This is a genomic window from Sphaerisporangium flaviroseum, from assembly GCF_039537005.1.
Lineage (GTDB): Bacteria > Actinomycetota > Actinomycetes > Streptosporangiales > Streptosporangiaceae > Sphaerisporangium > Sphaerisporangium flaviroseum.
The window spans coordinates 50482-71938 of sequence record NZ_BAAAZR010000043.1 but is presented as its reverse complement, the minus strand read 5'-3'; the positions used below and the strand labels follow the sequence as shown (position 1 = coordinate 71938).

The window sequence follows — 21457 nt, the reverse complement described above, 5'->3', positions numbered from 1 at the left end:
GCTTCTCCTTGGCTCAAGGGCGGCTTAGCGGGTGGACTCGCGGTTGAACAGCTTCTTCGACCAGAGGTAGCCGCCGAGCGCGATGGCGACGCACCAGCCGGTCGCGATGACGGCGTTGTTCCCGATCGGCGTGCCCATCAGCAGGCCGCGCAGGGTCTCGATGAGCGGCGTGAACGGCTGGTACTCGGCGAACCAGCGCAGCACGGTCGGCATCGAGTCGGTCGGGACGAACCCGCTGCCCAGGAACGGGAGCAGCAGCAACGGCATACCGATGTTGCTCGACGACTCGACGGTCTTGCTGGCCAGGCCGAACGATACCGACAGCCAGATGAAGGCGAAGGCCATCATGACCAGGACACCGATGAGGGCGAGCCACTCGCCGGGCCCCGCCGACGGCCGGAAGCCGATGAGCAGCGCGACGCCGATGACCGCGGCGATGCTGAGCATCGTCTGGATGAGGCTGCCGATGACGTGTCCGGTCAGGACGGACACGCGGGCGATGGCCATGGTGCGGAACCGGTCGACGATGCCCTCGGTCATGTCCATGGCGATCGCGATGGTGGTGCCCTGGACCGCGGAGGTGATCGTCATCAGGATGATCGCGGGGGTGACGTAGTTGACGTACTCCGCACGTCCGCCGGAGACGCCGCCGAGCCCGGCGCCGAGCGTGCCGCCGAAGACGTAGACGAACAGCAGCAGGAAGACGATCGGCATGCCGATGAGCAGCACTGTCATGGACGGGTAGCGCACCATGCGCTTGAGGTTGCGGCGAAGCATCGTCGCCGAGTCGGTCAGGGCGTACGAAACAGTGCTCATCGTGCGGTCACCTTCTCCTTGTTGCCGGTGAGAGCGAGGAAGACGTCGTCGAGGTCGGGGGTGTGCAAGGTCAGCGAGTCGACCTCGACCGCGTTCTGGTCAAGCCGGTCGAGCAGCGCCTTGAGCGACCTGATGCTGCCGTCGTGCGGTATGCGCAGGGCGAGCGTGTCGCTGTCTCGGGACAGCTGGCCCACGGCGCGCGCGGCGGATTCGAGGGCGCGCTCGTCGGCGAACCGCAGCAGGACGTGGCCGCCGGGGATGCGCCGCTTGAGCTCGTCCGCGGTGCCCTCGGCGACGATCTTCCCGTGGTCGAGCACCGCGATCCGGTCGGCGAGCTCGTCGGCCTCCTCCAGGTACTGGGTGGTGAGGAAGATGGTGACGCCACCCGCCACGAGCTCCCGCACGATCTGCCACATGGCGCGGCGGCTGCGCGGGTCCAGCCCGGTGGTCGGCTCGTCGAGGAAGATCACCTGCGGTGAGCCGACCAGCGTCATCGCGAGGTCGAGCCGCCGCCGCATCCCGCCGGAGTAGGTCGCCGCCGTCTTGCCGGCCGCATCGGCGAGGTCGAACTGTTCGAGCAGCTGGACGGCCCTGCGCCTGCCTGCCTTGCGGCCGAGGTGGTGCAGATCGGCCATCAGGGTCAGGTTCTCCTGACCGGTCAGCAGGTTGTCGACCGCCGAGAACTGGCCGGTGACGCCGATCGCGGCACGCACCGCGTCCGGCTCGGCGGACAGGTCATGACCCGCGATGCGCGCGCTGCCCCCGTCGGCGCGGATCAGGGTGGACAAGATCTTGACTGTGGTGGTCTTGCCGGCGCCGTTGGCACCGAGCAACGAGAAGACGGTGCCACGCGGGACGTCCAGGTCGATGCCGTCGAGCACGACGTGGTCGCCGTACGACCGGCGCAGCCCGGTGGCCGTGATCGCAGATGTGGATGACATGGTCATGAGAACCCTTCGAGAGCTGGTCAGGACCGGCGGACGGTGATGTCGCCGAACGACGTGTGCGCGTGGATCTTGACGGTGGGCTCGGACTTCTCCGGTGCTTCGCCGAGACCCTCCAGCGAGTTCGCCACCCGCCCGTGCAAGGTGTTCAGGTCGAGCCATGCGGCGGTGCCGGCGGCGACACCGATTTCGAGGTGGCCGGTCGAGGTGTGCAGCGTGGCGGTGTCGCGCGTGACCTGGCCGACGCGAATGGTTCCGTTGGAGGTCTTGGCGTCCACCAAGGCGTCGGCCCGGTCGATGGAGATGTCGCCGTTGGCCGAGCGCACCTGCAATTCACCGGTGACGGTGCCGATATCGGTGGTGCCGTTGGAGTTCTTGATGACGGCGGCGCCGCCGATCTCGCCGATGCGCACGCGCCCGGTGCCGGTGGAGACGTCGGCGTTGCCCGCGACCGTTTCGACGGTGATGTCACCACCGGAGGTGCCGAGTCGAAGCGGTCCTGTCTGGTCAAGGCGGAAATGCCCGACCGATGCCTTGATCCGGCACTCCCCCAGCGTGCCGACGCCGCGCAGGTCCGCCACCGACAGGTCCGCGTGCACGTGCGAGCCGGTGGGAAGTTCGATCAGCACGTCGACCGACCTGGACTTCTTGGAGAGGTCGAGTAGGCGGGCCTTCGGCCCACGGACCGTCAACGTGCCGTTGGCGTACTCGACGCGCGTCTTCTGCGCGGCTTCCACATCGGACTCGTCGGACTCGTCGCTCGGCCGCACCTCGACGACGGTGTCGGTCCGGTCGCTCGCGATGATCTGCACGTCCCCGACGGCGAGCTCGATAGTGGCGGAAATCAGTTCAGGCGTGGCGAAAACCGGCATGGCTATCCCCTCAGAATGGGTCAGAAGATCATCTCCGCTGGTCGGAGATCAAAGAAGAAGGTGGTTCCGGGTGTCGGCGTGGGCTAGCGGGCCCAGCCGGTGTAACGCTGCGCGCTGCGCTTGCCGCGCCGGTCGGAGCCCTGGTCGCGCTCCGGGGCACGCAGCGCGGTCGAGGCGGCCCGCACCAGCCAGGCGTTGAGCGAGCGACCTTCCTTGCCCGCCGCCTCCTCGATCGCGGCCTTGAGCTGTTCCGGGAGGCGGACGTTGATCCGTGCCACCGGGCCGTCCTCGAAGCTCGCCACGGCGTCATCGGCCGACACCGCGCCCGGCTCCGGGGTGTCCTCGATTGGCTGCTCCGCCTGGCGAACCGTCACGACGAAGCTCGGGTCACGTCCGCGCAGGTGCACCTGGACCGAACCGGGAGCCAGCTCTCGGGTGATCTCGTCGGCGGCCGCCGACAACGCCTCGAGCAGGGTGAGCCGGATCGCCGACTCCATCGACACGGTCAACCGCTCGATCAGCGCACTGGCGTCACCATCACCGGTCTCGACGGCGGTCAGCAGCTCGCGACCGAGGGAAGCCACATATGGGGTCAGTTCCATGGCATCACTCTGGCACACGGTGATGCCATCGGCAAGCCATATTGGCTCAGAATGGCATCACTCTGGCTCAGGCTGGATGTTCCGTCGATCACGACAGACCGACGCCATGCGTCGGGCAAGCCGGACATGATGAGCAAGGAGACGACGTGAACAGGATGTAGCACAGCTAACAAGTACCGGTTAGAAGAAATAGCTGGACTGTAAGATCGGGGTTCGTCAAGACTCGGACCCGTGCGTCCCCTGCATTCGTTCATCGCCCTGGCCGTCGCCGTCATATGGGGCGTCAACTTCGTCGTCATCGAGATCGGGCTCCAGCACTTTCCCCCGCTGCTGTTCGCGGCGTTGCGTTTCACGCTCGTCGCCCTTCCCGCGGTGTTCCTGGTCCCCCGTCCGGCGATACCGGCCCGATGGATCATCGCGGTGGGGCTGTTCCTCGGCGCCGGGCAGTTCGGCCTGCTCTTCACCGCGATGCACCTCGGAATGCCGGCCGGGCTGAGCTCCCTGGTGCTGCAGGCTCAGGTGATCTTCACGCTGGGCATCGCCGCCGTGGCGCTCGGCGAGCGGCCGGGCCGCCGCCAGGTCCTCGGCGTCGCCGTCGCCTCGGCCGGGATCCTGGTGATCGCCATGGGCCGGGGGTCGCAGGTGCCGCTGTTCCCCCTGCTGCTCGCCATCGGCGCCGCGGCCTCCTGGGGCGTGGCGAACGTCTGCATCCGGCGGGCGCAGGCGCCGGGCGGCCTCGGCCTGCTGGTGTGGTCCAGCCTGGTGCCACCGCTGCCGCTGCTGGCGCTCTCGGCCGTGATCGAGGGCCAGGACCGGATCGCCACGGCTTTCACGACGTTCCACCCCGGGTCGGTGGCCGCGCTGGCGTATGTCGTCGTGCTCTCCACATTCGTGGGCTTCGGCGCGTGGAACGCGTTAATGCGCCGCTACCCCACCTCCACGGTGGCGCCCTTCACCCTGCTGGTCCCCATCGTCGGCATGGCCGCGGCGCGCGTGTGGCTCGGCGAGATTCCCAGCGCGGGCGAGCTGCTCGGAGGCGCGATCGTCCTGGTAGGCCTGGCGACGCTGGCCACGCGTACCCGTACGAGAGCCGCCGCGGCGCCCATCCCCGCGCCGGAAACACCGCATGACCAACCGGTCTGACGCGAAGCCACCGCCCGGGGCCGCCGCCGTCAGCACTCGCGACCGTCCCACAGAGTGGTCGCGGTCATGGTAGGGATGGGCACATGTCTCCCCCGGCCGCCGCACCCCTTCGCGCCGAAGACCCCGAGCAACTCGGCGGCTATCGGCTGATCGGGCGTCTGGGCCGTGGCGGTCAGGGAGTGGTGTTCCTCGGCGTCTCCCCCGCCGGCGCCCACGTCGCGGTGAAGCTGATGCACTCACGGCTGGACGAGGAGAGGGCTCGCCGCCGTTTCGTCGGGGAGGTCGAGGCGGTACGGCGGGTCGCGCCCTTCTGCACCGCCCAGGTGCTGGATGCCGACCTCGACGGTGACCGCCCCTACATCGTCAGCGAGTACGTCGAGGGCGTCTCGCTCCAGGAGCACATCACGACGGAGGGTCCCCGCACGGGCGGCTCTCTCGACCGTCTCGCGGTCGGGACGGCCACCGCGCTGGCGGCCATCCACGGCGCGGGGGTCGTGCACCGCGACTTCAAGCCGGCCAACGTGCTGCTGGGGCCCGACGGTCCGCGCGTCATCGACTTCGGCATCTCCCGGATGATGGACATCACGTCCACCACGGGCAGGGTGCCCGTGGGCACACCGGCCTATCTGTCTCCCGAACAGCTCAAGGGCGAGCGCGCCGGACCGGCGGCTGACATGTTCGGCTGGGGTCTGACCGTGGCCTTCGCCGCCAGCGGCCGGCACGCCTACGCCGCCGGGTCCTTCGAGGCGACCCTGGGCCGGATCCTTTTCGGCGAGGCCGATCTCGACCGGCTCACCGGGCTGCTGCGCGACATCGTGGTGGCCTGCCTGGCCGACGACCCGGCGGAGAGGCCGAGCGCCGAGGAGGCGCTGCGGCGGCTCATCGGACAGGGCGCGGTGGCCCTTCCGGCGACCTCGCCCGGCGAGGTACTGGAAACCGGCGCCACCCTGGCCGCCGGATCCCCGGCCGGCGAGGACGACGGCCCGTCGACGCTCACCTTCGAACCGCGAGCCGGTCACGAGCACGAGGACCCCACGACGCTGACACTCGACCCGCACCACGGCCCGTCGACGCTCACCTTCGGACCACCGGCCGACCACGACGACGACCCCACGACGCTCACTCTCGACCCGGACGACGACGAGGACGACGACGAGGACGACGAGGACGGACCCTCGACGCTCACCTTCACTCCGGACACGCAGGATCGTGGCGGCGTGGCCACCGTCACCTCGCCCAATGCCGCCCGAGGCGCACAGGATGACGTGGAGACCCAACCGGCACGGCGGTCGTCCCGGTGGTGGCACGCCGTCGTGGCCGGGGTCGCCGTCCTGACCGCCGGAGCCGTCGCCACCGGGCTGTGGTGGTCTTCGGCCGGCGACCCCTCGCCGAAGAGCCCCTCCCCGGCGTTCTCGTACGCCGGGAGATGGACCGGCACCGCGGAGCACCCGACCGCCGGGCGGGTGTTCCCCGTGGAGATGCACCTCGCCGACACCGCCGGACCGGGCACCATGAGGTGGGGCGCGGACCTGCACTGTAGGGCGCGGATGATCAAGGTGACGACCGGGAAGCCCTCGACGCTGACCTTCCGGCTCGACGAGGTGCGCGGCGACCAGTGCCACCCCGGCATGGTGTGGCTCTTCCCACGCGGCTTCGACCAGGTGGAGTTCCAGGTCACCGCGTCCGAAGGCAGGACGGCCCGGTACTCGGGCACGGCGGCCCGAGCCTCCTGACCAGTGCGCCGCGGGCGGCCCGCCTTAGAAGTCGACGTTGACGCAGGCGAGCCGCGCGCCCGCGGTGCCGGCGTGGCCCTCTCCGGTATGGGTGTGCTCGGTGTGGATGATCACCGAGTGCGGGTGCCGGTCGCCGAACTTCCAGTCCTGCGTGGCCTGGGCGAACCCGTTGCCGCGAGCGTCGGTCGTGAAGTCGAGCCAGACCTCGTTGCGGGGATTGGCGTACTTGGGATTCGTGGAGGGCGTCACGGGGTCCTTCTGGTGCTGGTAGTGCGGCCCCGCGTCCTCCGGCTTGGGCCCGCACCTGTTGGTGTGCACGTGGGCGCCGTACTTGCGGTTGGGCAGCAGCCCGCTCACCCGTAGCTGTACGTTCGCCTGCTTCTCGCCGACAGGAAGGTACGCGACGGCGGCCGCGGCTCCGGCGGGGACGAGTTTCGGGTCGTAGGTGACGGCCGCCTGCCCGGGCACGTAGCTCACGAAGCGCCCCAGTGCGAGCACCGGATCGGCGCCGTGCCGGATCGGCACGGACAGCGGCGTCGTGGACGTGGCTCCCGGATGGAGCAGTGTGAACGGCATGAGCATGGCCGTCAGACCTGTGCGCACCGCCAGCATGGCATCTCCCTTGCCTTCAACGAATTAACTCCTCTTCCAACATTTGCGGATATACCCGGCACGGGGATGAATCCGGCCAATATGCCGCTAAGAGTGCGCAACTTACGCCCATCACCAGCCAAATGCCTGATTTGTCGCACACCCGGAACGAGGCAGCGACCAGCCAGTTCGCCATCCCCATAGAGAATGCCGAATTCCTTGGCCAATCATTTCCCAAAGGCGATGGTGCGGCACTCGATATCGGGGAAGAAGATATTCTCGCCCAGCTGGAGTGCACAAAAGGTATATGTCAGATATGAGCTGACTCAGGGGGCAAGAGTGTTCAGGCCGTACGCCGTCTGGGCGGTGGTGGTGAACACCTGCTCGCGCTCCGACTCGGTGAGCCCCGAGGTGAGCCGGTGGGCGAGGTCCACCACCTGGCCGTAGGAGGCGGCCAGCTCGCATACAGGCCAGTCGGATCCGAACATCACCCGCTCCGCGCCGAAACAGGTGAGGACGTGGTCCCCGTACGGCGCTATGCGTGGCGCGTCCCAGTCCGTCCACACCGCCTCGGTGACCAGGCCGGAGAGCTTGCAGACCACGTTGGGCGACTCGGACAGGGCCGTGATCTCGCTCGCCCACGGTTCGACGACGTCCGAGGCGATCGGGGGCTTGGCCGCGTGGTCCAGGACGAAGCGCACGCCCGTCAGGTCCCCGGCCAGCTTGCGCGCCGCCGGAAGCTGGGGCGTGAGGACCAGCAGGTCGAAGGCGAGGCCGGCCTGGCCGACGGCGCGGACGCCGTGCCGCACGTCCGGCCGGGAGAGCCACTCCGGGTCCGCCTCGTCCTGCACCGGGTGCCGGATGCCCACCAGCAGCTCTCCGCCCGGCATGGTGCGCAGCCGCAGGATCTCGTCCGCCACGTCGGCGGCGGTGAGATCGACCCATCCGACGACCCCCGCCACCAGCCCGTCAGAGGCGGCCGCGGTCGCGAGGAACTCCTCGGTCTCCTCGACCGAGCACACCGTCTGGACCAGCACCGTGCGCTCGACGCCCGCTGCCGCCGTCTCCCGTCGCAGGTCCTCGACTCCATACGGCCTGCGCAGCGGCGCCAGCGCCTCTCCCGCCATCCACGGGTACTCCCGGCGCGACAGGTCCCACAGGTGGTGATGCGCATCGATCATCGAGGACTCTCCAGCTCGGTGTCGGAATCGGAATCGGCGAGTACGTCGGGGCGGCGATCAGCCGGAGACGATCAAAGACTCGTCGGCGAGGGCCGTCCAGAGCTCGCCGGGCACCGGGGCCGCGGCCAGCGCGGCGTTGCGCTCGACCTCCCCGGCGGATCGGGCGCCTGCGACCACGGACACCACGGCCGGGTGCCGCGCGGGGAAGGCCAGCGCCGCCTGCGGGAGCGTGACGCCGTACCGCTCGCACACCGCCGCGATACGCCGCGCCCGTTCGACCAGAGGCTCGGGAGCGGGGCCGTAGTTGTACGTTCCGGTCGCGTCATGCGTGGCGAGCAGCCCGCTGTTGAACACTCCTGCCGCGAACACCGACACGCCACGCTCGGCGCAGAGGGGAAGCAACTCGGCCGCGCCCGACTGGTCGAGCAGGGTGTAGCGCCCGGCGAGCATCACCAGGTCCACGTCGGTCTCCTTGACGAAGCCGGCGAGCATCTCCCACTGGTTCATGCCGACGCCGACCGCCTTGACAACTCCCTGGTCGCGGAGCTCGGCCAGCGCCGGATACGCCTCGCCGGCCGCCTCCGCCCAGTGGTCGTCGGGGTCGTGGATCAGGACGATGTCGACCGACTCCAGCCCCAGACGTTCGAGGCTCTCCTCGATCGAGCGGCGCACCCCGTCCCGGGAGAAGTCCCAGACCCTGCGGGTGGACGCGGGCACGTCGAAGCCCTGGTCGTCACGCCCGCCTCCGGAAGAGGGCACCAGCAGCCGGCCCACCTTGGTGGACAGGGTGTAGGAGTCACGGGGCCGGTCGCGGAGCACGGCGCCGAGCCGGCGTTCGGAGAGCCCGAGGCCGTAGTGCGGGGCGGTGTCGAAGTAGCGGATCCCGGCCGCCCACGCCGCCTCAACCGTCTCTGCCGCCTGCTCATCGGTGATCGCCGAGAACAGGTTGCCGATCGGCGCGGCGCCGAATCCGAACCCGGTCACCCGCGCGCCCCGCCCCACGATCCCGTTCTGCACTCACTTCTCCTTCGTCGTCGGAGCTCGCCCCTGGCCGGGGTCGCCCATCTCCCAGACCATACGCAGGCCGGTGGCGGCCGGATCGAAGTCCCCGTCGAGGAGACGGTTCATCTGGAGCTGCCACGCCTGGTTGGCGGCGCTGCCCCTCAGCCTGTCCTGAAGGGCGGCGTAGTCGTCCACCTCGACGTAGTGGAACAGGTCGAGGCCGTCGCGCCAGATCTTCCAGGTGTGGACCCCGGCCTCGCGCATCTCGGCCTCCAGGTCGGCGGGGATGACCGCGTGCTCCTTGTCGTAGGTCTCCTCGGCCCCCGGCCTCAGCCGGGTGCGCAGGGCGATCCGCTGCATCAGGTGGTGCCTCGCATCCTTGCTCGAAGGCCGGTACGGCCGCTAGTCCTGCGCCTTCCCGCTGGTGACCCGGGCGAGCATGAGCGCGATGAGGATGATGCCTCCGTAGATGGCCTGGATCCACTGCGCGGACACACCGGCCAGCGTGAGGATGTTGTTGATCAGGCCGAGCACCAGCACGCCGCAGAGCGCGCCGAACAGCGTGCCCTTGCCGCCGTCGAGGCTGACCCCGCCGATGACCGCCGCCGCGAACACCGTGAAGATCATGCCATCGCCCTGGGCCGCCGCCACCGAGCCGAGCCGGCCGGTCATCAGCAGCCCCGCCAGCGCGGCGAGGAACCCACCGATCATGAACACCGCCCACACGACGCGGTCGGTGCGCACACCGGCCGCACGGGCCGCGTCGACGTTGCCGCCGATCGCGTAGATCGACCGGCCGTGCCGGAAGTACCCGAGGACGACGATGCCCGCCGCGTACGCGACGGCGCAGATCCAGATGGAGGCGGGCAGCCCCAGCCAGCGGGCGTTGCCCAGGTAGAGGAACGACTCGGGCAGCGCGAACAGGTTCTGGCCGCCGGTGAAGCCGATCTGCAGGCCGCGCAGCACGATCAGCATGCCCAGCGTCACGATGAACGCCGACAGCTTGAACCGCAGGATCAGCAGCCCGTTGAACGCTCCGATCATCACGCCGATCAGCAGGCAGATCGGGATGCCCAGCGCCACGGGCAGGTCGGTGCCGATGCCGTTGGAGGCGATCGGGATGACCAGGCCGACACCCAGCGCGGGGGCGAGCCCCACGGTCGACTCCAGTGACAGGTCGAACTTCCCCGCGATCAGGATCATCGCCTCGGCCAGCACCAGCAGCGACAGCTCGGTCTGCTGCTGGAGGACGTTGGTCAGGTTGTCACCGCTGAGGAAGGCCGGTTCGAGCAGCGCGCCCACGACCATCAGCAGGAGGATGGCCGGGACCAGGGCGAGGTCGCGGAACCGCGCGAGCCGGAGGCCGGAGCCCTCCCCCCGCGTCGTGTCCCGGGGGCCGGGCGAGCCGCCCGGGGTGCCCGGGGAGGCCACGGTCGTTTCCGTCATCGTGCGTCGACACCTTCCATGACCGCCACGAGCTCGGCGTCCGCCCAGCCGCGTGGCACTTCCTTGACGATCCGGCCGTGGAACATCACGACGACCCGGTCGCAGATGCGTAGATCGTCCAGCTCGTCGGAGACGAGCACGGCTCCGGCGCCGCGTTCGGCGGCGTCCTCGACCGCACCGAGCAGCGCCTGCTTGGCTCGCACATCCACTCCCGAGGTCGGGTTGATCACGACGAGCGCCGTGGGATCGTCGGCGAGCGCGCGCGCCATGACGACCTTCTGCGCGTTCCCGCCGGACAGGTCCCCCACGGGCTGGGACGGTCCGGTGGTCTTGATGGCCAGGTCCTCGATCATCCGCTCGGCTCTCGCGCGCCGCAAGACCGGGGACACCGCGCCGAACCGGCCCAGCTTGTGGGCGATCGGCAGGGTCGCGTTCTCGGCGACCGACAGCAGTGGGACGAAGCCCTCCTTGTGCCGGTCCTGTGGCACGAAGCCCAGGCCCGCGCGCAGCGCCGAGGAGACGTCGCCGGGTCGGGGCCGGTCGCCGTTCACGCGCACCGTGCCGCTGTCGGCGGCGTGCAGGCCGACCAGGGTCTCCGCAAGACCGATCTTGCCGCTGCTGCCCGACCCGGCGAGCCCGACGATCTCCCCGGCGCGGACGGCGAGGTCCACGTCCTGGTAGCGGCCGGCCAGGGAGAGGTTCTCCGCGCTCAGCACGACCGCCGCGTCCGTGGCGGTCGTGCGGGACCGGGCCTGGTAGCCCGCGGCGGCCTCCCCGGTCATGGCCGAGACCAGTTCCTCGTGCGGCAGGTCCTCGACCGCGCTGGTGAGGATGTGCCGGGCGTCGCGGAAGACCGTGACGGACTGGCACACCTGGTACACCTCCTCCAGGTGGTGCGAGATGAACATCATCGTCACCCCCTGGGACCGCAGCGCCCGCATCCGTTCGAAGAGCCGCTCGATGGCCGGGCCGTCCAGCCGGGCGGTCGGCTCGTCGAGGATGATGAACCGCGCGCCGAACGACAGCGCCCGGGCGATCTCCAGGAGCTGGCGCTGCTCGACGTCCAGGTCGCCGGCGAGGCGGCCCGCGTCGACGTCCACGCCGTACTGGTCGAGCACGTCGCGGGCGCGTGCCCGCAGCGAGCGCCAGTTGATCGGGCCGTGGCCCGATTGGCGGTTGAGGAACAGGTTCTCCGCGACGGTGAGCGCCGGGATGATCGTGGACTTCTGGTAGACGCAGGCGACCTGCCGCCGCCAGCCGTCGCGGTCGGCGACCGAGGGCGCGGGACGGCCCGCGAAGAGCACCTCGCCCTGGTCGGGGCGCTGGAGGCCGGTGAGGATCGACACCAGCGTCGACTTCCCTGCCCCGTTGCGGCCGACCAGCGCGTGCGTCTCGCCCTCACTGATGACGATCCCCGCGTCGTCGAGCGCCGTCGTGGGCCCGAAGCGTTTGGTGACGCTCCGGGCCTCGACGGCCGGGGTGGCGGATTCGGGCATCACTTGACCTGGTTGCCCCAGAGGTTGGGGTCGTCGACGTTCTCCTTGGTCACCAGCGGCGCGGCGAGCTGGTCCTCAAGGCGTCCGCCGCCGACGTCCACGATGGTGCTGTCGTGGTCGGTCTTGCCGGGGGCGAAGGTCTTGCCCTCCAGTGCCGCCTTGGCGTACGACAGCGCCCACTTCGCGTACAGGTCGGCGGGCTGGGACACCGTGGCGTCGATCTGGCCGTCACGGATGGCCTGGAACTCCTGCGGGATGCCGTCGTTGGAGACGATGAAGATGTGCTTGGGGTCGGTCGGCGGTACCAGGAGGTTCTTGGACTTCAGCAGCTGGATGGTGGGCGCCAGGAACACGCCGCCCGCCTGCATGTAGATGCCGTTGATGTCCGGGTGCTGGGTGAGCCGGGTCTGGAGCGCGGCGGAGGCCTTGGTGCCCTCCCACTCGGTCGGCTCGGCGAAGACCGTGATCCCCGGATAGTTCGCCTTCATGCACTCGGCGAACGCCTCCGAGCGGTCCCGGCCGTTGACCGACGACAGCGACCCCTGGAACTCGACGACCTTGCCCTTGCCCTTCAGCTTGTCGCCGAGGAACTTGCAGGCCTTCTCGCCGTACGCCCGGTTGTCCGCGCGGACCACCATGAACGTCTTGCCCTTGTCGGGCCGGGTGTCCACGGTCACGACGGGGATGTTCTTGCTCGCGAACTGGTCCAGGGTGGTCGCGATGGCCCCGGTGTCCTGCGGGGCCATGACGATGGCCTTGGCGCCCTGGCTCACCAGCGCCTGGGTGTTGGACACCAGCCTCGCGACGTCGTTCTGGGAGTTGGTCGGCGGCATCAGGTCGATGCCCAGCTCGCCTGCGAACTGCGGCACGTACTTGTTGTAGGAGTTCCAGAAGTCGGAGTCGGCGCGGGGGAAGTCGATGCCGACCTTGCCGCCTCCGGCCGCGGGAGCCGAGGAGCCTCCGGCCGAGGCCGAGGGGGTCGTCGACGTGGAGGACCCACAGGCGGAAAGCGTCAGGGTCACCGCGACCAGGGCCACGCAGGTGGCCGAGGAACCTATTTTCATGTGTCGCCTCAATTCAACGGATATTCGGGGGGTGGTGGACGCTCGTTCGAGCGTCCGGCTGTGTCTCGTCTGCCGAGCCGCGTGCCCTAGGACTCAGGGCGCGGGCGGAGGCCGTGCATGCCTCCGTCGACGGCCAGCACGGTGCCCGTCGTGCTCGCGGACAGAGGGCTCGCCAGGTAGGCGATGGCGGCGGCGACCTCCTCGGCGCTCACGAGCCGGCCCATGGGCTGGCGCCGTTCCAGCGCGTGACGTTCGGCGTCGGGGTCCGGCGCGGCGGCGAGCAACCGCTGGACCCAGGGGGTGTCGGCGGTGCCGGGGCTGACGCAGTTGACCCGGATCCCCTCGGCGACGTGGTCGATCGCCATGGCCAGCGTGAGCGACACGATCGCACCCTTGGACGCGCTGTAGAGCGCACGGTTGGGCAGGCCCGCCGTGGCCGCGATCGAGCCGGTGTTGACGATGGCCGCGTGGCCGGACGCGCGCAGGTACGGCAGGGCCGCCCGCGCGACCCGGACCATGCCCAGCAGGTTGACGTCCAGGACGCGGAACCATTCCTCGTCGGCGTTCTGCTCGATCGTGCCCGCGGCGCCGATGCCGGCGTTGTTCACCAGGATGTCGATGCCGCCCAGGCGCTCCGCCGCCGCGGCGACGGCCGTACGGACCGCGCCGTCGTCGGTGACGTCGGCCTTAACGCCGAAGAAGGGGTCGCCCGGGGGGTTGAGGTCCAGGCACGCCACCCTGGCGCCGCGCCCGGCGAGCAGTGTGGCGGTCGCGAGGCCGATGCCGGACCCGCCGCCGGTGACCAGCGCGGCGAGGCCGTCGAACTCACCCATGTCCTTCTCCCATCTCTTTCCCCGGCTTCACAGCGACTCCAGCGCTTCGCTGCCGGCGCCGAGCCAGACGGGGCCGCCGGGATAGGCGTACTCGGCGATCGACTCGGGCCGCATGGCGGCGCTGAAACCGGGTGCCTCCGGGGCCTGGTAGCGGCCGTTCTCGATCACCACCGGGTCGACGAAGTGCTCGTGCAGGTGGTCGACGTACTCGATCACCCGGTCCTGGGCGCTGCCGCTGACCGCGACGTAGTCGAACATCGCCAGGTGCTGCACCAGCTCGCACAGGCCGACGCCGCCCGCGTGCGGGCAGACCGGCACGCCGAACTTGGCGGCGAGCAGCAGGATCGCGATGTTCTCGTTGACGCCGCCGACGCGGGCGGAGTCGATCTGGAGGATCGACAGCGAGCCCGCCTGCAGCATCTGCTTGAACACCACGCGGTTCTGGACGTGCTCGCCGGTCGCCACCTTGATCGGCGCGAGCGCCCGGGCGATGACCGCGTGGCCGAGCACGTCGTCGGGGCTGGTCGGCTCCTCGACCCAGTACGGTTCGAACTCCTTGAGCTCGTTGACCCACTCGATGGCCGAACCGACGTCCCAGCGCTGGTTGGCGTCGATCGCGATGCGGAAGCCCGGCCCGCAGACCTCCCGGGCGATGCGCATCCGGCGCCTGTCGTCCCGCAGGTCGGCTCCGACCTTCAGCTTGATCTGGGTGAACCCCAGATCCATGGCCTCCTTGCACAGGCGGCGCAGCTTGTCGTCGTCGTAACCGAGCCAGCCGGGCGAGGTGGTGTAGGCGGCGTAGCCGCCGGACCTGAGGCGGGCGATCCGCTCCGCGCGCCCCGGCTCGGCCCGCCGCAGGATGTCGAGCGCCTCTCGCTGAGTGATCGCGTCGCTGAGGTAGCGGAAGTCGACGAGCGAGACGATCTCCTCGGGGGCCATCTCGCCCAGGAGCAGCCAGAGAGGTTTGCCCTCGATCTTGGCCTTGAGGTCCCACAGCGCGTTGACCACCGCGGAGATCGCCATGTGCATGACGCCCTTCTCCGGGCCGAGCCAGCGGAGCTGGGAGTCGTGGACCATCTCCTTGTAGAGCGCGCCGAGGTCGTCCAGCCGCCGGCCCACGACGAACGGGGCGAGTGCCTTGATCGCCGCCGTCTGGACGTCGTTGCCCCGGCCGATGGTGAACGCGAATCCGTGCCCCTCGATCGCGGCGTCGGTCCGCAGGATCACGTACGCGGCGGAGTAGTCGGGGTCGGGGTTCATCGCGTCGGACCCGTCGAGCTCCCTGGAGGTGGGGAACCGGATGTCGTGGGTCTCCAGCGCGGTGATCAGTGGCCGGCGGCTCATGCCTGTCCCACGGTCTGGCACTGCCGTCCCAGGCCGTCGATCTCCAGCTCCAGCACGTCGCCGTGCCGCAGGTACGGCTGGCCGGGCATGCCGAGGGCCACGCCCGCGGGCGTGCCGGTGTTGATGAGGTCACCGGGTTCGAGGACCATGAACTGGCTCAGGTACCGCACGACCTCCACGACTCCGAAGATCATGTTCTTGGTGTCGCCGTTCTGCCGGAGCTCGCCGTTGACCCAGAGCCTGAGGCCGAGGTTCTGCGGGTCGGGCACCTCGTCCGCGGTGACGAGCCACGGACCGAGCGGGTTGAACGTTTCACACGACTTGCCCTTGTCCCACTGGCCGCCGCGCTCCAGCTGGAACTCCCGCTCGGAGACGTCGTTGGAGATGGCGTACCCGGCGACGCATTCGAGCGCGGCCTCGTGGGAGTCGAGATACCGCGCGGTCGCGCCGATGACGACCGCCAGCTCGACCTCCCAGTCGGTCTTGACGCTGCCTCTGGGGATCAGCACCTCGTCGTCCGGTCCGACGACGGTGTTGGGCGCCTTCATGAAGATGATCGGCTCGGCGGGGAGGTCCGCCCCGGTCTCCTCCGCGTGGTCGCGGTAGTTCAGGCCGATGCAGACGATCTTCCCCGGCCGCACGATCGGCGGCCCTACGCGGTCGTGCGGCCCGACCCCGGTGAAGAGCGGCAACTCGTCCCTCAGCAGCGCGTTCGCGACGCGTACCACCTGCCCCGAAGCGAAGAAGGCCCCGTCGAGGTCGGCCTCCTGGCCGATCAGGCTGCGCAGGTCACGTAGACGTCCGGCGTCGTCCAGGACCGCGGGACGCTCCTCTCCAGGTGGTCCTACTCGCAGTAGCTTCACGCGTCTCCTTCGATACATCCGATGTCTTGAGAGAGAAGACTACGCGGGGATCGGCCAGCGTCAAGCCCGTGCCGTTCGCCTGGTCCTATTCATCCGATGGTTATGTACATCAACGATGGGCCTTTACCGTTGACCAGTGACGGAACCGATACGGCTCGATGTTCCCGGTAGGAGGGGTATTGAGACCCGGGACGCGTCTTGACGTGCGCGCACCACCGTAATAGAACACGTTTCAGAAACCGGTTCGAACAAGCGCTTGATCAAACCCTCAGGTGGTCATATGGAAATCAACCTCGTCGACCAGGATCACTATGCGAGGCACGGCGTTCCGCACGAGCAACTCAAGTGGCTGCGGGGCAACGATCCCGTCTTCTGGCACGAGGGGGACCCTGACCGCGGCTGGCCGGGATTCTGGGCGATCACCAAGCACGAGGACGTCGTCCACGTCTCCCGGCACTCCGACCTCTTCTCCTCCAGCAAGAAACTGGCGCTGTTCAACGAGATGCCGGAGGAGCAGCGCGAGCTCCAGCGCATGATGATGCTCAACCAGGATCCCCCGGAGCACACCCGGAGGCGCTCCCTGGTCAATCGGGGTTTCACCCCGCGCCAGATCAGCATGCTGGAGGAGCACATCCGGGAGATCTGCCACGGCCTGGTCGACGAGGCCACGGCCAAGGGCTCGGTCGACTTCGTCACCGACGTGGCGGCTCCTCTTCCGCTCTACGTGATCTGCGAGCTCCTCGGCGCGCCCGTCGAGGATCGGAACGAGATCTTCGAGTGGTCGAACCGGATGATCGGCAGCGAGGACCCCGACTACGCCGGCACGCCCGAGGAGGGGCAGGCGGCCGCCATGGAGGTCTACTCGTACGCCAACCGGCTCGCCGCCCAGCGCCGCGAGCAGCCGCGCGACGACATCGTCACCAAGCTGCTCCAACCCAGCGAGAACGGCGAATCGCTCAGCGAGGACGAGTTCGACCTGTTCATTCTCCTTCTCGTCGTGGCAGGCAACGAGACCACGCGCAACGCGGCCTCCGGCGGCATGCTCGCCCTGTTCGAGAACCAGGCACAGTGGGAGCGGCTGGTGCGCGACCCATCGCTGGCGCGCACGGCCTCCGACGAGATCGTCCGATGGGTGTCCCCCGTCAACCTGTTCCGCCGCACGGCGACGCGTGACACCACGATCCGCGGCAAGGAGATCAAGGAAGGCGACAAGGTCGTGGTGTTCTACTCCTCGGCCAACCGCGACGAGGCCGTGTTCGCCAGCCCTTCGCGCTTCGACGTCGCACGTGACCCCAACCCCCATATCGGCTTCGGGGGCGGCGGCGCCCACTTCTGCCTCGGCAACCACCTGGCCAAGCTGGAGCTCCGCGTGCTGTTCGAGGTGGTCGCCCAGCGCCTGCCCAACCTGCGCCAGACCGGGGAGGCCAAGCGCCTGCGTTCGAACTTCATCAACGGCATCAAGACCCTGCCCGTGGAGGTCTGACTGGCGGGTGAGCCGGTTCCGGCTCAGCCGCCTTCTCCTGGGACGCGCGGTGCGCTACCTCGCCGCCGAGGCGGGCATCCGCCGGTTGCTCGACATCGGGTCAGGCCTGCCGACCCAGTCGTCCGGGAGGTCGCGCCGGACGCAAGCGCCGGCCTCGGCGGCCCCCTCCCGGCGCGAGCGCGCCCGGGACTGCGCCCCTGGCTGTAGGGCCCCGGCGGGCGTACTCCCCAGGGTGTAGACGACATGTCGCTGAACGACGGACGACCCAGGCGGCCGGATCGGAAACGATCGCGGTACCGCCTATCCGTTGGAGGAATCCATGCGCAGGGTCTATGCCGTCCTTGCCGGCCTCATGCTCTTGTCCGTAGTGGCGCAGTTCTACTTCGCGGCGGTCGGCGCGTTCGACAAGCCGCAGGAGGACGGGTCGTTCGCGCTGCACAGCATGGTCGGGATGATCGCCGTCCCGCTGCTCTCGCTGCTGGCCACCATCGCCGCCGCGGTGGCGCGCGCCCCCGGCCGGTTGATCGGAATGACCATCCTGCCCCTGGGCCTGGTCATCGTCCAGACACTGATCATCGCGGTGGGCGGCCTGCTCGCCGACAGCACCGGCAACACCACCCCCGTGAGCCTGGCCATCCTCGGCCTGCACGCGATCAACGGTCTGGCCATCATGGCCGTGGCCGGGATGGCGTTCCGCGGCGCCAGGATGCTCGCCACCTCGCCGGCCACGGCTCCGAGCCCCGCCGCGCGTCTGTCGTGACCGTTCAAACGCTCATCGTGCTCGACCTGCTCACCGGGGTCGTGGCCACGATGGCATGGCTGGGCGCGGGCGCGTCGGCCGCCGCCCGGCGCGCGGGCCCGGCCCTGGCGCTCTTCGGCCTGGCCGTGGTGTCGTCGCTCATCCGGGTGGGGGTGGCGCTCGCGCTCATCCCCGCCGGGTGGTGGTTCGTCCAGGAGAAGGTGACGCTCACACTGCCCCTGCTGGTCCTCGCCGGCCTCGCCGCCGGCGTGCTGGCCGGGCCACGCCTGGTCAGGGTGGTCCGCGGCCGGGCCGGCTCGTCCTCCGGCCCGGCGATCGTGGTCCCGCTGCTCGGCGCGGGGTACGCGGCGGGCGCGGGGGTGGTGGTCACGATGCTCTTCGGCTACCCGGCGACGTGGAGCACCGCCCTGGTGACGGTGGCCCTGGTCGCGGTGGCCGTGCTGGTCACCTGGCGGATCGTGAGCGCGCCCGTACCGGGCCTGCGGGCGGTCTCGGCGGCGACCCTCGCCGTGGGCCTGCTCGGAGCGGGACCGGCGTTCGTCCCGGACGGCTCCACCGACACCGGCGGCGGCCCCTCGGAGGGCGCCCAGGCCGGCGGGCACGTCCACCACGCCCAGCCGGTGACCGCGCTGCGCGGGCCGTCCACCCCGGCGGCGGAAGGGACGGTCCGCCGGTTCACGCTGACCGCGCGCACCGCGACCATCACGCTGTCCTCAGGGCGCCGAGTCGCGGCGTGGACCTTCGACGGCCGCGTCCCCGGGCCGCCGATCACCGCGAACCAGGGCGACCTGATCGAGGTACGGCTGCGCAACGCCGACATCACGCCCGGCGTGACCCTGCACTGGCACGGCTACGACGTGGCCTCGGGTGAGGACGGCGTTCCCGGACTGACCCAGGAGGCGGTCAGGCCCGGCGGGGAGTTCCTCTACCGGTTCCGCGCGGACCAGGCCGGGACGTACTGGTACCACACACACGAGGTCTCCGACCGCGGGGTCAAGATGGGCCTCTACGGCATGCTGGTGGTCACTCCACGAGGGGCCGTCAAGGAGGGAGCCGACCTCACCCTTCCCGTGCACACGTTCGCCGGCACGGCGGTGATCGGCGATCACGACCAGCCGTTCCAGCAGCAGGTGGCGCCGGGCACGCCCGTACGGCTGCGCCTGGTCAACACCGACAACACCCCGCACCGGTTCACGCTCGGCGGCACACCGTACCGGCTGGCCGCGATCGACGGCAGGGATCTGAACGGTCCAGGGGAGCTGGGCCGGACCAGCCTGCGCCTACCCGCTGGAAGCCGCTACGACCTGGTGTTCGCCATGCCCGCGGCGGGGGCGGTGCTGCGCGTGGACGACCGCGCGGGGAGCCTGCGCCTCAGCCCGGACGGTTCCAGCGGCCCGGCGCCCACCGAGGACACCTCCACCTGGCCGGAGTTCGATCCGACGACGTACGGCACTCCCGCCGCCACGCCGTTCGACGCGCGCAGCCGCTTCGACCGGCGCTTCACGCTCGTGCTCGACCAGGGCCTGGCCCTGAGTGCCGGCCGGCCGCTGTACGCCCACACGGTCAACGGCCACGCCTTCCCCTCCATCCCCACGCAGATCGTGCGTGAGGGGGATCTGGTCCACGTCACCGTCGTCAACCGGGGGCGCGAGACCCATCCGTGGCACCTGCACGGCCACACGGTGCTGGTACTCGCCCGTGACGGTCGCGCGACGACCGGCAGCCCGCTGTGGCTGGACACCTTCGACGTGCAACCGGGCGAGGTGTGGCAGGTCGCCTTCCGCGCCGGCAACCGGGGTGTGTGGATGAACCACTGCCACAACCTCGCCCACGCCGACCAGGGCATGGCGCTGCACCTGGCCTACGAGGGCGTCACCACCGCGTTCCACGGGGCCCACGGCGGCTGACCACCGTCTCGGGAGTGGCGGCCGCGGGTCCGGTCACGGCCAGGAGGAGTCCTGCTCGGGGTCACCGCCGTCGGAGAGCAGGCGCAGGTCGGCCTCGACCATCATCGCGACGAGCTCCTCGAACGCCACCGACGGCTCCCAGCCGAGCTGGACACGGGCCTTCTTCGGGTCGGCGCACAGCAGGTCCACCTCGGCCGGGCGGTGCAGGGCCTCGTCGGCGACGACGTACTGCTCCCAGTCGAGCCCGGCCGCCTCGAAGGCCGCGACGACCAGCTCGCGTACGGACTGGGTGTGGCCGGTCCCGATGACGTAGTCCTCGGGAGCCTCGGCCTGGAGCATGAGCCGCATGGCCTTGACGTAGTCGCCGGCGTAGCCCCAGTCACGGCGCGCCTCGAGGTTGCCCAGGCGCAGCTCGGAGGCGATGCCCAGCTTGATCCTCGCGGCGCCCAGTGTCACCTTGCGGGTGACGAACTCCGCGCCGCGCCGGGGCGACTCGTGGTTGAACAGGATGCCCGAGACCGCGAACATCCCGTAGGACTCGCGGTAGTTCTGCGTGAGGAAGTGCCCGTACGCCTTGGCCACGCCGTACGGGGAGCGCGGGTGGAAAGGCGTGCGCTCGTTCTGGGGGGTCTCGCGTACCTGCCCGAACATCTCGGAGGACGACGCCTGGTAGAAGCGGATCTGACCGGAGGTCCCGGTGGCCCGCGAGGAGGTGATGCCCGAGCAGACCCTGATCGCCTCCAGCATGCGCAGCACGCCCATGCCGGTCACCTCGGCCGTCAGCTCGGCCTGTTCCCAGGACATCGGCACGAACGAGATGGCGCCCAGGTTGTAGACCTCGTCCGGCTGGACGCGTTCGACGGCGGAGATCAGCGATCCCTGGTCGAGCAGGTCGCCCCGGACGAGCTGGACGTCCTGGAGAAGCCTGCGGACCCTGGAGACACGCGGATTGGCCTGACCCCGCACCAGTCCCCAGACGTCGTATCCCTGGGCCAGCAGGTGCTCGGCGAGGTAGGAGCCGTCCTGCCCGGTGATGCCAGTGATCAGCGCACGCCTGGCCAACGGGTCCTCCTTGTTCTTCGGGCTAGGCGGTTCGCACGCATCACCCGAACTTTGAGCTGTAAGACGCGAATGTACCGCCATGACCGCCGTCGAGCGCTATGGGACGCCCAGGATCCTCCGCCGAGTAGGCATAGAACACGTTCTACCGAGTCGCGCTCGGTCGAGCTAACTTCGCAGTTCGCGGGGCGTGAGCGTGACATGAGGCACAATTCCATATTAGAGATAGCCCCGCTGCCGGATGGTAGGGTTCGCGTCTGAGATCAGCTTTCGCGGTACATGCCCCTCGTGGGCGGCTACCGAGCACCGCTCTCGAAA

The 21457-nt window shown here is 69.8% G+C and carries 21 protein-coding genes; 6 read left to right on the top strand and 15 right to left on the bottom strand.

Annotation, left to right across the window (positions count from 1 at the left end):
• Positions 1-24: 24 nt before the first annotated feature.
• From ABD810_RS35190 to ABD810_RS35175, 4 genes are all read right to left on the bottom strand, one after another.
• Entirely contained in the window at positions 25-816 is a 792-nt protein-coding gene (locus tag ABD810_RS35190) for an ABC transporter permease (RefSeq protein ID WP_344951084.1), read from the bottom strand.
• Complete coding sequence (locus ABD810_RS35185) at positions 813-1757, bottom strand: ATP-binding cassette domain-containing protein (protein ID WP_344951081.1); 945 nt, start codon at positions 1755-1757, stop codon at positions 813-815. The genes ABD810_RS35190 and ABD810_RS35185 overlap by 4 nt, the downstream gene beginning before the upstream one ends.
• Positions 1758-1783: 26 nt before the next feature.
• Positions 1784-2632 (bottom strand): DUF4097 family beta strand repeat-containing protein, encoded by an 849-nt coding sequence (locus ABD810_RS35180; RefSeq protein WP_344951078.1) that lies wholly within the window; start codon positions 2630-2632, stop codon positions 1784-1786.
• Between the two features lie 83 nt (positions 2633-2715).
• Entirely contained in the window at positions 2716-3234 is a 519-nt protein-coding gene (locus tag ABD810_RS35175) for a toxin-antitoxin system HicB family antitoxin (protein WP_344951076.1), read from the bottom strand.
• Between the two features lie 231 nt (positions 3235-3465).
• Between ABD810_RS35175 and ABD810_RS35170 the strand changes: the two genes are divergently transcribed.
• Both ABD810_RS35170 and ABD810_RS35165 read left to right on the top strand, forming a co-directional pair.
• Complete coding sequence (locus tag ABD810_RS35170; RefSeq protein ID WP_344951074.1) at positions 3466-4377, top strand: EamA family transporter; 912 nt, start codon at positions 3466-3468, stop codon at positions 4375-4377.
• 83 nt (positions 4378-4460) lie between these two features.
• Positions 4461-6110, top strand: a complete 1650-nt coding sequence (locus ABD810_RS35165) for a protein kinase domain-containing protein (protein WP_344951071.1) — start codon at positions 4461-4463, stop codon at positions 6108-6110.
• A 24-nt stretch (positions 6111-6134) separates the two neighbouring features.
• On the opposite strand, the gene ABD810_RS35160 is transcribed toward ABD810_RS35165, so the two are convergent.
• The 10 genes from ABD810_RS35160 to ABD810_RS35115 all read right to left on the bottom strand — a co-directional run bounded on the left by ABD810_RS35160 (position 6135) and on the right by ABD810_RS35115 (position 15930).
• Positions 6135-6722 (bottom strand): superoxide dismutase family protein, encoded by a 588-nt coding sequence (locus ABD810_RS35160; protein WP_344951067.1) that lies wholly within the window; start codon positions 6720-6722, stop codon positions 6135-6137.
• Between the two features lie 305 nt (positions 6723-7027).
• On the bottom strand, positions 7028-7882 hold the full coding sequence (locus ABD810_RS35155; RefSeq protein ID WP_344951064.1) for an amidohydrolase family protein: 855 nt from the start codon (positions 7880-7882) through the stop codon (positions 7028-7030).
• 57 nt (positions 7883-7939) lie between these two features.
• On the bottom strand, positions 7940-8899 hold the full coding sequence (locus ABD810_RS35150) for an aldo/keto reductase (RefSeq protein ID WP_344951061.1): 960 nt from the start codon (positions 8897-8899) through the stop codon (positions 7940-7942).
• A complete protein-coding gene (locus tag ABD810_RS35145) occupies positions 8900-9244 on the bottom strand; it encodes an L-rhamnose mutarotase (RefSeq protein ID WP_344951058.1) in 345 nt (114 codons plus the stop codon). It lies immediately after the preceding gene.
• Between the two features lie 42 nt (positions 9245-9286).
• Positions 9287-10330, bottom strand: a complete 1044-nt coding sequence (locus ABD810_RS35140) for an ABC transporter permease (RefSeq protein ID WP_344951055.1) — start codon at positions 10328-10330, stop codon at positions 9287-9289.
• Positions 10327-11826, bottom strand: coding sequence for a sugar ABC transporter ATP-binding protein (locus ABD810_RS35135; protein ID WP_344951052.1), 1500 nt, complete (start codon positions 11824-11826; stop codon positions 10327-10329). The genes ABD810_RS35140 and ABD810_RS35135 overlap by 4 nt, the downstream gene beginning before the upstream one ends.
• Complete coding sequence (locus ABD810_RS35130; RefSeq protein ID WP_344951049.1) at positions 11826-12890, bottom strand: sugar ABC transporter substrate-binding protein; 1065 nt, start codon at positions 12888-12890, stop codon at positions 11826-11828. The genes ABD810_RS35135 and ABD810_RS35130 overlap by 1 nt, the downstream gene beginning before the upstream one ends.
• Before the next feature lie 86 nt (positions 12891-12976).
• The gene (locus tag ABD810_RS35125; RefSeq protein WP_344951046.1) at positions 12977-13723 is read right to left on the bottom strand and encodes an SDR family NAD(P)-dependent oxidoreductase; all 747 of its coding nucleotides are present in this window, start codon (positions 13721-13723) and stop codon (positions 12977-12979) included.
• A 27-nt stretch (positions 13724-13750) separates the two neighbouring features.
• Entirely contained in the window at positions 13751-15067 is a 1317-nt protein-coding gene (locus ABD810_RS35120; RefSeq protein WP_344951043.1) for an enolase C-terminal domain-like protein, read from the bottom strand.
• Positions 15064-15930 carry a fumarylacetoacetate hydrolase family protein gene (locus ABD810_RS35115; protein ID WP_344951040.1) on the bottom strand — a complete coding sequence of 289 codons (867 nt, stop codon included), beginning with the start codon at positions 15928-15930 and terminating at the stop codon, positions 15064-15066. Before ABD810_RS35115 ends, ABD810_RS35120 begins: the two co-directional genes overlap by 4 nt.
• Positions 15931-16210: 280 nt before the next feature.
• On the opposite strand from ABD810_RS35115, the gene ABD810_RS35110 reads away from it, so the two are divergent.
• The 4 genes from ABD810_RS35110 (at position 16211) to ABD810_RS35095 (ending at position 20080) form a co-directional block, all read left to right on the top strand.
• Positions 16211-17413, top strand: a complete 1203-nt coding sequence (locus ABD810_RS35110; RefSeq protein WP_344951037.1) for a cytochrome P450 — start codon at positions 16211-16213, stop codon at positions 17411-17413.
• A 7-nt stretch (positions 17414-17420) separates the two neighbouring features.
• Positions 17421-17651: an SAM-dependent methyltransferase gene (locus tag ABD810_RS41180; protein WP_425567010.1), complete on the top strand. Its 231-nt coding sequence runs from the start codon at positions 17421-17423 to the stop codon at positions 17649-17651.
• Between the two features lie 81 nt (positions 17652-17732).
• Entirely contained in the window at positions 17733-18173 is a 441-nt protein-coding gene (locus tag ABD810_RS35100) for a DUF6220 domain-containing protein (protein WP_344951034.1), read from the top strand.
• Positions 18170-20080, top strand: coding sequence for a multicopper oxidase family protein (locus ABD810_RS35095; RefSeq protein WP_344951031.1), 1911 nt, complete (start codon positions 18170-18172; stop codon positions 20078-20080). Before ABD810_RS35100 ends, ABD810_RS35095 begins: the two co-directional genes overlap by 4 nt.
• A 33-nt stretch (positions 20081-20113) precedes the next feature.
• Here ABD810_RS35095 and ABD810_RS35090 read toward each other — a convergent pair whose 3' ends face one another.
• Positions 20114-21142 (bottom strand): GDP-mannose 4,6-dehydratase, encoded by a 1029-nt coding sequence (locus ABD810_RS35090; protein WP_344951029.1) that lies wholly within the window; start codon positions 21140-21142, stop codon positions 20114-20116.
• Positions 21143-21457 lie beyond the last annotated feature (315 nt).

Coding starts and splice junctions, on each gene's coding strand:
- ABD810_RS35185 (WP_344951081.1), bottom strand. CDS start 1,757: ATGTCATCCACATCTGCGATCACGGCCACCGGGCTGCGCCGGTCGTAC.
- ABD810_RS35130 (WP_344951049.1), bottom strand. CDS start 12,890: ATGAAAATAGGTTCCTCGGCCACCTGCGTGGCCCTGGTCGCGGTGACC.
- ABD810_RS35120 (WP_344951043.1), bottom strand. CDS start 15,067: ATGAGCCGCCGGCCACTGATCACCGCGCTGGAGACCCACGACATCCGG.
- ABD810_RS35110 (WP_344951037.1), top strand. CDS start 16,211: ATGGAAATCAACCTCGTCGACCAGGATCACTATGCGAGGCACGGCGTT.
- ABD810_RS35155 (WP_344951064.1), bottom strand. CDS start 7,882: ATGATCGATGCGCATCACCACCTGTGGGACCTGTCGCGCCGGGAGTAC.
- ABD810_RS35135 (WP_344951052.1), bottom strand. CDS start 11,826: ATGCCCGAATCCGCCACCCCGGCCGTCGAGGCCCGGAGCGTCACCAAA.
- ABD810_RS35145 (WP_344951058.1), bottom strand. CDS start 9,244: ATGCAGCGGATCGCCCTGCGCACCCGGCTGAGGCCGGGGGCCGAGGAG.
- ABD810_RS35100 (WP_344951034.1), top strand. CDS start 17,733: ATGCGCAGGGTCTATGCCGTCCTTGCCGGCCTCATGCTCTTGTCCGTA.
- ABD810_RS35165 (WP_344951071.1), top strand. CDS start 4,461: ATGTCTCCCCCGGCCGCCGCACCCCTTCGCGCCGAAGACCCCGAGCAA.
- ABD810_RS35125 (WP_344951046.1), bottom strand. CDS start 13,723: ATGGGTGAGTTCGACGGCCTCGCCGCGCTGGTCACCGGCGGCGGGTCC.
- ABD810_RS35140 (WP_344951055.1), bottom strand. CDS start 10,330: ATGACGGAAACGACCGTGGCCTCCCCGGGCACCCCGGGCGGCTCGCCC.
- ABD810_RS35180 (WP_344951078.1), bottom strand. CDS start 2,632: ATGCCGGTTTTCGCCACGCCTGAACTGATTTCCGCCACTATCGAGCTC.
- ABD810_RS35160 (WP_344951067.1), bottom strand. CDS start 6,722: ATGCTGGCGGTGCGCACAGGTCTGACGGCCATGCTCATGCCGTTCACA.
- ABD810_RS35175 (WP_344951076.1), bottom strand. CDS start 3,234: ATGGAACTGACCCCATATGTGGCTTCCCTCGGTCGCGAGCTGCTGACC.
- ABD810_RS35190 (WP_344951084.1), bottom strand. CDS start 816: ATGAGCACTGTTTCGTACGCCCTGACCGACTCGGCGACGATGCTTCGC.